Raw genomic sequence first — 10,861 nt, 5'->3', positions numbered from 1 at the left:
ATGTTCAAATATATTGGCGACATCGTTAAGGGTACCGGTACCCAACTGCGAAGCCTGGTCATGATCTTCGGCCATGGTTTTCGCAAGCGCGACACCCTGCAATACCCGGAAGAAGCGGTCTACCTGGCGCCGCGTTATCGCGGACGCATTGTCCTGACCCGCGACCCCGACGGCGAAGAGCGCTGCGTGGCCTGCAACCTGTGCGCCGTGGCGTGCCCTGTCGGTTGCATCTCGCTGCAGAAAGCCGAGACCGAAGACGGTCGCTGGTACCCGGACTTCTTCCGTATCAACTTCTCGCGCTGCATTTTCTGCGGACTCTGCGAGGAGGCGTGCCCGACCACCGCGATCCAGCTCACGCCGGATTTCGAAATGGCCGATTTCAAGCGTCAGGACCTGGTGTACGAGAAAGAAGATCTGCTGATTTCCGGTCCCGGTAAAAACCCTGATTACAACTTCTATCGTGTTGCAGGTATGGCCATTGCCGGTAAGCCGAAAGGCGCCGCGCAGAACGAAGCCGAACCGATCAACGTGAAGAGCTTGCTGCCTTAAGGAAGAAAGATGGAATTCGCTTTCTATTTCGCATCGGGTATCGCGGTGGTCTCCACACTTCGTGTGGTCACCAACACCAACCCCGTGCACGCCCTGCTCTACCTGATCATTTCGCTGATCGCCGTGGCAATGACCTTCTTCGCCCTCGGTGCACCGTTTGCCGGTGCCCTGGAAGTAATCGCCTACGCCGGCGCCATCATGGTGCTGTTCGTGTTCGTGGTGATGATGCTCAACCTGGGCCCTGCGGCGATCCAGCAGGAACGCGCCTGGCTCAAGCCCGGCATCTGGGCGGGACCGGTGATCCTGTCCGCCCTGCTGCTGGGTGAACTGCTGTATGTGCTGTTCGCCCACCAGAGCGGCCAGGCCATCGGCCACACCACCGTAGACGCCAAGGCCGTGGGCATCAGCCTGTTCGGTCCGTACCTGCTGGTGGTCGAACTCGCCTCGATGCTGCTGCTTGCCGCAGTCGTCACGGCATTCCATTTGGGCCGTAACGAGGCGAAGGAGTAATCACATGCCTGCTATCCCTCTCGAGCATGGTCTGGCGGTTGCCGGCATCCTGTTCTGTCTCGGTCTGGTCGGCCTGATGGTCCGCCGCAACATACTGTTCGTGCTGATGAGCCTGGAGGTCATGATGAATGCCTCCGCCCTGGCGTTCATTGTCGCGGGCGCTCGCTGGGCGCAGCCGGATGGACAAATCATGTTCATCCTGGTGATCAGCCTGGCAGCCGCCGAGGCCAGTATCGGCCTGGCGATCCTGTTGCAGCTGTACCGCCGCTTCCACACTCTCGATATTGACGCTGCCAGCGAGATGCGCGGATGAACCTTCTCTTCCTGACTTTCGTATTTCCCCTTATCGGTTTCCTGCTGCTGTCGTTCTCTCGTGGACGCTGGTCGGAAAACCTTTCGGCGCTGGTTGGCGTGGGCTCCATCGGCCTGTCCGCCCTCGTCACGGCCTACGTGATCTGGCAATTCAACGTTGCCCCGCCGGAAGGTGGCGCGTATGTGCAGGTGCTGTGGCAGTGGATGGCGGTGGAAGGCTTCACGCCGAACTTCGCCCTCTACCTGGACGGCCTGTCGGTGACCATGCTCGGCGTGGTGGTCGGCGTGGGTTTCCTGATCCACCTGTTCGCCTCCTGGTACATGCGCGGTGAGGCCGGTTATTCGCGCTTCTTCGCCTACACCAACCTGTTCATCGCCAGCATGCTGTTCCTGGTGCTCGGCGATAACCTGTTGTTCCTGTACTTCGGCTGGGAAGGCGTGGGCCTGTGCTCGTACTTGCTGATCGGTTTCTACTACAGCAACCGCAACAACGGTAACGCCGCACTCAAGGCCTTCATCGTGACCCGGATCGGCGACGTGTTCATGGCCATCGGCCTGTTCATCCTGTTCCAGCAACTGGGCACGCTGAACATCCAGGAACTGCTGGTACGTGCGCCTGAGCATTTCAAGGCCGGCGACTTCTGGATCGTCCTGGCGACCCTGATGCTGCTGGGCGGCGCCGTCGGTAAATCCGCGCAACTGCCGCTGCAGACCTGGTTGGCGGACGCGATGGCCGGTCCGACCCCGGTTTCAGCGCTGATTCACGCCGCAACCATGGTCACCGCCGGCGTCTACCTGATCGCCCGTACCCACGGCTTGTTCGCCCTGGCGCCAGACATCCTGCACCTGGTCGGCGTCGTCGGTGGCGTGACCCTGGTGCTGGCCGGTTTTGCCGCCCTGGTACAGACCGACATCAAGCGCATCCTCGCCTACTCGACCATGAGCCAGATCGGCTACATGTTCCTGGCCCTGGGCGTCGGTGCCTGGGAAGGCGCGATCTTCCACCTGATGACCCACGCCTTCTTCAAGGCCTTGCTGTTCCTTGCTTCCGGTGCGGTGATCGTGGCCTGCCACCACGAGCAGAACATCTTCAAGATGGGCGGCCTGTGGAAAAAACTGCCGTTGGCCTACGCCAGCTTCATCGTCGGCGGCGCGGCCCTGGCGGCCCTGCCACTGGTCACCGCCGGTTTCTACTCCAAGGACGAGATCCTCTGGGAAGCGTTTGCCAGCGGTAACCAGGGTCTGCTCTACGCAGGTCTGGTGGGTGCGTTCATGACCTCGCTGTACACCTTCCGCCTGATCTTCATCGCGTTCCATGGTGAAGCCAAGACTGAAGCCCACGCCGGCCATGGCATCGCCCATTGGCTGCCGCTGTCGGTGCTGATCGTGCTGTCGACCTTCGTTGGCGCCATGATCACCCCGCCGCTGGCCGATGTGCTGCCGCAAAGCGTCGGTCATGCCGGCGGCGAAGCCAAGCACAGCCTGGAAATCGCCTCGGGTGCCATCGCCCTGGCGGGAATCCTGCTGGCGGCCCTGCTGTTCCTCGGCAAGCGCCGCTTCGTCACGGCCATCGCCAACAGCGGCATCGGGCGTTTCCTCTCAGCCTGGTGGTTCGCCGCCTGGGGCTTCGATTGGATCTACGACAAACTGTTCGTCAAGCCATACCTTGCGATCAGCCACATTCTGCGCAAAGACCCGCTCGACCAGACCATTGGCCTGATCCCGCGCATGGCCAAGGGCGGCCACACTGCCCTGAGCCGTACCGAGACCGGTCAACTGCGTTGGTATGCGGCTTCCATGGCGGCTGGCGCCGTGCTGGTTATCGGCGCCATCGTGCTGGTAGCGGTCTGATATGAACCTTGCGAACTTGCGAAAGGAAACGAGCCCGTCATGATTCTGCCCTGGCTAATCCTGATCCCCTTCATCGGCGGCCTGCTGTGCTGGATGGCGGAGCGCTCCAGCTCCACCCTCCCGCGCTGGATTGCGCTGCTGACCATGTCCCTGGAACTCGCGCTCGGCCTCTGGCTGTGGGCGACCGGCGACTATTCATTTGCACCGGCGCCTGGCGCCGACCCGACCTGGGCGCTTGAATTCAAGCATGTCTGGATCGCGCGCTTCGGCATCAGCGTGCACCTGGCCCTCGACGGCCTGTCGCTGCTGATGATCCTGCTGACCGGCCTGCTGGGTATCCTCTCGGTACTCTGCTCCTGGAAAGAGATCCAGCGTCACGTCGGTTTCTTCCACCTGAACCTGATGTGGATCCTGGGCGGTGTCGTCGGCGTGTTCCTGGCGCTGGACCTGTTCATGTTCTTCTTCTTCTGGGAAATGATGCTGGTGCCGATGTACTTCCTCATCGCGCTCTGGGGTCATAGTTCTTCGGACGGCAAGAAAACCCGGATCTACGCGGCGACCAAGTTCTTCATCTTCACCCAGGCTTCCGGCCTGATCATGTTGGTGGCGATCCTTGGCCTGGTGCTGGTGAACTTCAACAACACCGGCGTGATTACTTTCAACTACGCCGACCTGTTGAAAGTGCAGATGTCGCGTACCACCGAGTACGTGCTGATGCTGGGCTTCTTCATCGCTTTCGCGGTGAAGCTGCCGGTGGTGCCGTTTCACTCCTGGCTGCCGGACGCCCACGCCCAGGCACCGACCGCCGGTTCCGTGGACCTGGCCGGTATCCTGCTGAAAACGGCGGCCTACGGCCTGCTGCGCTTCGCCCTGCCGCTGTTCCCGAATGCCTCGGCCGAGTTCGCGCCGATTGCCATGACCCTGGGCCTGATCGGGATTTTCTACGGTGCGTTCCTGGCGTTTGCCCAGAGCGACATCAAGCGCCTGATCGCCTTCTCCAGCGTCTCGCACATGGGCTTCGTGCTGATCGGGATCTACTCCGGCAGCCAGCTCGCCCTGCAAGGCGCGGTGATCCAAATGTTGGCCCACGGCCTGTCGGCGGCGGCGCTGTTCATCCTCAGCGGCCAGCTGTACGAGCGCCTGCACACCCGGGACATGCGTGAAATGGGCGGCATCTGGTCGCGCATCGCCTACCTGCCGGCGATCAGCCTGTTCTTCGCCGCCGCGTCCCTGGGCCTGCCGGGCACCGGCAACTTCGTCGGCGAGTTCCTGATCCTGATCGGCTCGTTCGTCAGCGCACCTTGGATCACGGCGATTGCCACGTCCGGCCTGGTGTTCGGTTCGGTCTACTCGCTGATCATGATCCACCGCGCCTACTTCGGTCCGACCAAGTCGGACGAAGTGTTGCGGGGCATGGACGGTCGCGAATTGATCATGGTGCTTGGCCTTGCGGTGCTACTGGTTTATCTCGGCGTCTACCCGCAGCCGTTCCTCGACACGTCCGCCGCCACGATGCATGGCGTGCAGCAGTGGCTTGGCACCGCCTTCTCTCAACTCGCTTCGGCCCGGTAAGAGCGCTATGGAATTCACGATTCAACACTTTATCGCGCTTGCGCCGCTGCTGATCACCAGCGCCACGATCATCGTGGTGATGCTGGCGATCGCCTGGCGGCGCAATCACTCGCAGACCTTCCTGCTGTCGGTGGCGGGGCTGAACCTGGCCTTGCTGTCGATCTTGCCGGCCCTGAAAGTCGCGCCCCTGGCGGTCACGCCGCTGGTGCAGATCGACAGTTTCGCCTGCCTCTATATGGCGCTGATCCTGGTCGCCACCCTCGCCTGCGTTACCCTCGCCCATGCCTACTTGGGTGATGGCGGTTCGGGTTACCCAGGCAACCGCGAAGAACTGTACCTGCTGATCCTGATGGCCGCCGCCGGTGGCCTGGTCCTGGTCAGCGCGCAGCACCTGGCCAGCCTGTTCATCGGCCTGGAGCTGTTGTCGGTGCCTGTCTACGGCCTGGTGGCCTACGCCTTCTTCAACAAGCGCTCCCTGGAAGCCGGCATCAAATACATGGTGCTGTCGGCAGCCGGTTCCGCGTTTCTGTTGTTCGGCATGGCCCTGCTCTACGCCGACGCCGGCACCTTGAGCTTCGTCGGCATCGGCCAGGCCTTGGCGGCCACCGGCCTGCCAAGCCCGCTCGCGCAACTGGGCCTGGGCATGATGCTGATCGGCCTGTCGTTCAAGCTGTCGCTGGTACCCTTCCACCTCTGGACCCCGGACGTCTACGAAGGCGCCCCGGCCCCCGTGGCGGCGTTCCTCGCCACTGCTTCGAAAGTGGCGGTGTTCGCGGTGATGGTGCGGCTGTTCCAGATCTCTCCAGTGGCGAGCAGCGGCGTACTGAGCAACGTTCTGACCATCATCGCCATCGCGTCGATCCTGTTCGGCAACCTGCTGGCGCTGACCCAGAGCAACCTCAAGCGTCTGCTGGGTTACTCGTCCATCGCCCACTTCGGCTACCTGCTGATCGCGTTGATCGCCAGCAAAGGCCTGGCCGTCGAAGCCATCGGCGTCTACCTGGTGACCTACGTGATCACCAGCCTCGGCGCCTTCGGTGTGATCACCCTGATGTCCTCGCCGTACAACGGCCGCGACGCCGACGCCCTGTACGAATACCGCGGCCTGTTCTGGCGCCGTCCGTACCTGACCGCCGTGCTGACCGTGATGATGCTGTCCCTGGCCGGCATCCCGCTGACCGCCGGCTTCATCGGCAAGTTCTACATCATCGCCACCGGCGTCGAGGCCCACCAATGGTGGCTGGTCGGCTCCCTGGTGCTGGGCAGTGCCATCGGCGTGTTCTACTACCTGCGCGTGATGGTCACCCTGTACCTGATGGAACCGAACCTGCGTCGCCACGACGCCGAGTTGCACTGGGAGCAGAAGGCAGGCGGCGTGATGCTGCTGGCCATCGCCGTGTTGGCGTTCTTCCTCGGCGTGTACCCGCAGCCGTTGCTGACGCTGGTCCAGCAGGCTGGGTTGACGGGTTGATTGCCTGAGCGTCATCGCTGACAAATGCCCGTATCGTGAGATGCGGGCATTTTTTTTGAGCTGGATTTGAAACCGTGGCGAGGGAGCTTGCTCCCGCTGGGTTGCGTAGCAGCCCCATCGCTTTACCGCGTCAGGTCAGGCAGATTTTTACGACTGCTACGCAGCCGAGCGGGAGCAAGCTCCCTCGCCACGGTTTGGTGGTTTTCCGAGATTGTTATTAGGTTTGATTAATTTTTCGCCACCAGTGCCCTCGGCAGCGCAAAGTGCAAGGCATTTTCAGCGGGCCTCATGCAGCCTGCACGATGCTGAAAAGTCTCGATAATTCAAGTCATTGATTACAAAGAGTTTTATCAAGCGACTCGGCTGGCACGGTGGATGCACCTGTCCTTGTTACGCGGCGTCGGCGCTTGAAGCCTGCCCGCATCCGTGAATTGCCAGGAGCTACATATGAACGCCATCGACCTGTTGAAAGCCGACCATGAACGCGTAAAGGGCATCCTGTCCCAATTGAGCGAGTCCACCGACCGCGCGCTCAAGAAACGCACCGAACTGTTGGCTAAGCTTGAAATGGAAGTGTCTATCCATACGCGCCTGGAAGAAGAAATTCTCTATCCAGCCTTCAAAGAGGCGGGTGACAAGGAAGAGGCCGAGATGTATTACGAGGCCAAGGAAGAACACCGCACCGTAGACTCGTTGGTGCTGCCAGACCTGAAAAACACCGACCCTTCCCAGCCTGAATTCGCGGGTCGCGTGAAAGTGGTCAAAGAACTGTTGGAGCATCACATCGAGGAGGAAGAGGAAGAAATGTTCCCCAAAGCCCAGAAGATCCTCGGCAAGGCTAAACTCGATGAGCTGGGCAATCAGATGGAAGCCGTGAAAGCCCAGTACAAGAAAGAGTTCAGCGCCAACCTGGCCGCTTGATCAAGCGCCTTTAAGCTTCAGCCGTCCCAGGACGGCTGAGTGCGCGTCTACGCCTTTATTGCATCTGCTCGCGCAGGAACTCAACCAACGCCTGTACTGGCCGGGAGCCCTGGCGATGATGCGGGTAGACCGCCGACAGGGCCAACGGCTCGGTTTCGAAACCCTCCAGCAGCTTGACCAGGCGACCGTCCTTTAACGCTTCGCCGAGAATGAATGTCGGCAGATACGTGATGCCCATGCCGGCAATGGCCGCGTCCCTGAGCAGGTCACCGTTATTGGCGCGCATGCGCCCCGCCACTTCCAGCGTCAACGGTTTGCCATTTCCTTCGAATCGCCACTGCACCTGACGGCTGTGCCCGTAAGGCAAGCAATCGTGGTTGCACAGGTCTTCAGGTCGCGTTGGCATGCCCCGTTGCGTCAGGTAGGCGGGACTGGCGCAGTACACCCGTTCGATGGTCGCAATACGCCGGGCAATCAGTGTCGAATCCTCCAGCACGCCAATCCTCAGCGCCAGATCATAACCTTCGCCGAGCAGGTCCACCGAACGGTCGCTCAGGTCAACTTCGACGCTGACATCCCGATAGCGCTGCAGGAACAGCGGCAGCAGGCTGCCCAAGTGCGCCACGGCGAAGGACAACGGGGCGCTGAGCCGAATGGTCCCGCGCGGCTCGCTGGTCTGGCCGCTGATGCCCTGCTCCACTTGCTCGACTTCACTGAGCAGGCGCAGCGCCGCCTCGTAGTAACGCTGGCCCAAGGGCGTCACGTCCAGCCGCCGCGTCGAGCGATTGAGCAGGCGCACCCCGAGGCGTTGCTCCAGCTCCATGAGCTTGCGGCTGACGAACTGCTTGGACAGCCCGAGCTTGTCCGCCGCCGCAGTGAAACTGCCGGACTCCATGACCTGGGCAAAGATGCGCATTTCTTCGAAGGGGTTCATTGTCATTCCAGGGGTGGACAGTCACAGCCTTTATAGGGAGATTTCAACCCAAATACAAAACCTGCGGTGGTCGGCCAGAACGAAAAATGCCCGCACATCGGCGGGCATCGTTCAGCCAGTCGACAACTTACTTGGCCGTCAGCGCCGAGTAGCTGTTCATCAGGTTGCGGTAGTTCGGAATGCGCTGGGACAGCAGGTTGCCCAGCCCTTCGATGTCGTTGCGCCAGTCGCGATGCAGCTCACACGCCACCGAGAACCAGTTCATCATCTGCGCGCCGGCAGCGGTCATGCGCACCCAGGCGGCTTGTTGCACGGTTTCGTTGAAGGTGCCCGAGGCGTCGGTCACGACAAATACGTCGAAACCTTCAGCCAGGGCCGACAGGGTCGGGAACGCCACGCAGACATCGGTCACCACGCCGGCGATGATCAGTTGCTTGCGGCCGGTGGCCTTGATCGCCTTGACGAAGTCTTCGTTGTCCCAGGCATTGATCTGGCCTGGACGCGGAATGTACGGCGCGTCTGGGAACATTTCCTTGAGCTCCGGCACGATCGGTCCGTTGGGGCCTTGTTCGAAGCTGGTGGTCAGGATGGTCGGCAGGCCGAAGAACTTCGCCAGGTCAGCCAGCGCCAGTACGTTGTTCTTGAACTCGTTGGGCGAAAAATCCTGGACCAGGGAAATCAGGCCAGTCTGGTGGTCGACCAGCAGGACCACCGCGTCGTCCTTGTTCAGACGGTTGTAAGCGGGAACGTTGCTCATGAGATGACTCCTTTGGATGGATGTAGGGAAATGGGTGTGTCAATCAGAACGCAAAGCACGAACAGCCAAACGCGCCCCAGAACCCCTGGAAGTCGCTGACCGGCACGTTCGACAAACGCGCCCGTTCGTGGCTATGGGAATGCACCTTGCACGGCCCGCTGCACTGGTGGACTTGCGCCTGCAGTGGCGAAGCCGGGCGCCAGTGGCCGGGAACCTTGACCACCGGCGACCAGTCCGGCAGTACCGGGACGCTGGCCGGGCCGAGTTTTTCGAAGTCGCCGGCGGCGTAGACCACCTTGCCGTCCACCACGGTCAGCACCGATTCGATCCACTTGATGGCTTCTTCCTCGACGCTGAAGAAATCCGCGCTCAGGGCCGCCAGGTCCGCCAGTTGGCCGACCTTGATCTGGCCCTTCTTGCCCTGCTCCGACGAGAACCAGGCGCTACCGTGGGTGAACAGCTCCAAGGCGGTCAGGCGCGGCAGGCCTTCTTCATGCAAGGAAAGACCGCCAACCGTACGGCCGCTGACCATCCAGTACAACGAGGTCCACGGGTTGTAGCTCGACACGCGGGTGGCGTCGGTGCCAGCTCCCACCGGCACGCCTTCGGCGAGCATGCGCTTGATCGGCGGAGTGGCTTCGGCGGCCTTGGCGCCGTAGCGGTCGACAAAATATTCGCCCTGGAAGGCCATGCGGTCCTGGATGGCAATGCCGCCGCCCAGTGCACGGACGCGCTCGATGTTCTTCGGCGTGATGGTCTCGGCGTGGTCGAAGAACCAGGGCAGGCCGTTGAACGGAATGTCGCGGTTGACCTTCTCGAACACGTCGAGCATACGGCTGATGGATTCGTCATACGTGGCGTGCAGGCGGAACGGCCAGCGCTGCTCGACCAGATGGCGGACCACCGGCTCCAGGTCCTGCTCCATGCCTGGCGGCAGGTCCGGACGCGGCTCGAGGAAGTCCTCGAAATCCGCCGCCGAGAACACCAGCATTTCACCGGCGCCGTTGTGCCGCAGGAAGTCATCGCCCTGGTGCAACTTGACGCTGCCGGTCCAGTTCTTGAAGTCAGTGAGCTCTTCCTTGGGCTTCTGGGTGAACAGGTTGTAGGCGATGCGCACCGTCAACTGCTGCTCGCGGGCCAACTGCTCGATGACTTGGTAATCGTCCGGGTAGTTCTGGTAACCGCCGCCGGCGTCGATGGCGCTGGTCAGGCCCAGGCGATTGAGTTCGCGCATGAACTGGCGAGTGGAGTTGACCTGATATTCCAGCGGCAACTTCGGCCCTTTCGCCAGCGTCGAGTAAAGGATCATCGCGTTGGGCCGCGCCACCAGCATGCCGGTCGGGTTCCCGTTGGCATCGCGAACGATCTCGCCGCCGGGCGGGTTCGGCGTGTCGCGGGTATAACCGGCGACGCGCAGCGCGGCGCGATTGAGCAAGGCGCGGTCATACAGGTGCAAGACGAACACTGGCGTATCGGGAGCCGCCTGGTTGAGTTCTTCCAGGGTCGGCATGCGCTTTTCGGCGAACTGGAATTCGTTCCAGCCCCCCACCACCCGTACCCATTGCGGGGTCGGTGTGCGATCGGCCTGGTCCTTGAGCATGCGCAAGGCGTCGGCCAGCGATGGCACACCTTCCCAGCGCAGCTCCAGGTTGTAGTTCAAGCCGCCACGGATCAAGTGCAAGTGCGAGTCGTTGAGCCCGGGAATGACGGTGCGACCCTTGAGGTCGACGACCTGGGTGCCGCTGCCGCGCAAGGCCATGGCCTCGGCGTCGGTGCCCACGGCGACGAAGCGCCCCTGGCTGATGGCAACCGCGCTGGCACGAGGTTTCTCGCGGTCGACGGTGTGGAACTGGCCATTGAACAGAATCAGATCGGCGTTCATCGGTTTTTCCTTCAACAATGAATGTGCGTACAAATCCGTGGCGAGGGAGCTTGCTCCCGCTGGGCTGCGAAGCGGCCCCAAGAGCGGACGCTACGCGTCCAG

10 protein-coding genes are annotated in these 10,861 nt (G+C 61.8%); 7 read left to right on the top strand and 3 right to left on the bottom strand.

What is annotated here, in order from left to right; genetic code table 11:
- From nuoI to J3P95_RS10180, 7 genes are all read left to right on the top strand, one after another.
- Positions 1-549 carry an NADH-quinone oxidoreductase subunit NuoI gene (gene nuoI / locus J3P95_RS10210; RefSeq protein ID WP_072392816.1) on the top strand — a complete coding sequence of 183 codons (549 nt, stop codon included), beginning with the start codon at positions 1-3 and terminating at the stop codon, positions 547-549.
- Between the two features lie 9 nt (positions 550-558).
- Entirely contained in the window at positions 559-1,059 is a 501-nt protein-coding gene (gene nuoJ, locus J3P95_RS10205; RefSeq protein WP_039592868.1) for an NADH-quinone oxidoreductase subunit J, read from the top strand.
- A gap of 4 nt (positions 1,060-1,063) precedes the next feature.
- On the top strand, positions 1,064-1,372 hold the full coding sequence (nuoK, locus tag J3P95_RS10200) for an NADH-quinone oxidoreductase subunit NuoK (RefSeq protein WP_003180046.1): 309 nt from the start codon (positions 1,064-1,066) through the stop codon (positions 1,370-1,372).
- Positions 1,369-3,222, top strand: coding sequence for an NADH-quinone oxidoreductase subunit L (gene nuoL, locus J3P95_RS10195; protein WP_434577472.1), 1,854 nt, complete (start codon positions 1,369-1,371; stop codon positions 3,220-3,222). Before nuoK ends, nuoL begins: the two co-directional genes overlap by 4 nt.
- A gap of 39 nt (positions 3,223-3,261) precedes the next feature.
- Positions 3,262-4,794: an NADH-quinone oxidoreductase subunit M gene (gene nuoM / locus J3P95_RS10190; protein WP_434562643.1), complete on the top strand. Its 1,533-nt coding sequence runs from the start codon at positions 3,262-3,264 to the stop codon at positions 4,792-4,794.
- A gap of 7 nt (positions 4,795-4,801) precedes the next feature.
- The gene (gene nuoN / locus J3P95_RS10185) at positions 4,802-6,265 is read left to right on the top strand and encodes an NADH-quinone oxidoreductase subunit NuoN (RefSeq protein ID WP_434577474.1); all 1,464 of its coding nucleotides are present in this window, start codon (positions 4,802-4,804) and stop codon (positions 6,263-6,265) included.
- Between the two features lie 447 nt (positions 6,266-6,712).
- Positions 6,713-7,186, top strand: coding sequence for a hemerythrin domain-containing protein (locus tag J3P95_RS10180; protein WP_434562639.1), 474 nt, complete (start codon positions 6,713-6,715; stop codon positions 7,184-7,186).
- 55 nt (positions 7,187-7,241) lie between these two features.
- Here J3P95_RS10180 and J3P95_RS10175 read toward each other — a convergent pair whose 3' ends face one another.
- The 3 genes from J3P95_RS10175 to J3P95_RS10165 all read right to left on the bottom strand — a co-directional run bounded on the left by J3P95_RS10175 (position 7,242) and on the right by J3P95_RS10165 (position 10,759).
- Entirely contained in the window at positions 7,242-8,120 is an 879-nt protein-coding gene (locus J3P95_RS10175; protein WP_434577476.1) for a LysR family transcriptional regulator, read from the bottom strand.
- Between the two features lie 127 nt (positions 8,121-8,247).
- Entirely contained in the window at positions 8,248-8,877 is a 630-nt protein-coding gene (gene ycaC / locus J3P95_RS10170) for an isochorismate family cysteine hydrolase YcaC (protein ID WP_030141308.1), read from the bottom strand.
- A 43-nt stretch (positions 8,878-8,920) separates the two neighbouring features.
- Positions 8,921-10,759 carry an amidohydrolase gene (locus J3P95_RS10165; protein ID WP_434577478.1) on the bottom strand — a complete coding sequence of 613 codons (1,839 nt, stop codon included), beginning with the start codon at positions 10,757-10,759 and terminating at the stop codon, positions 8,921-8,923.
- Positions 10,760-10,861 lie beyond the last annotated feature (102 nt).

It is taken from the genome of Pseudomonas sp. Z5-35 (assembly GCF_051131945.1).
GTDB lineage: Bacteria > Pseudomonadota > Gammaproteobacteria > Pseudomonadales > Pseudomonadaceae > Aquipseudomonas > Aquipseudomonas marvdashtae.
The sequence above is the reverse complement of the archived record's forward strand: the minus strand, read 5'-3'. Positions and strand labels throughout refer to the sequence as shown.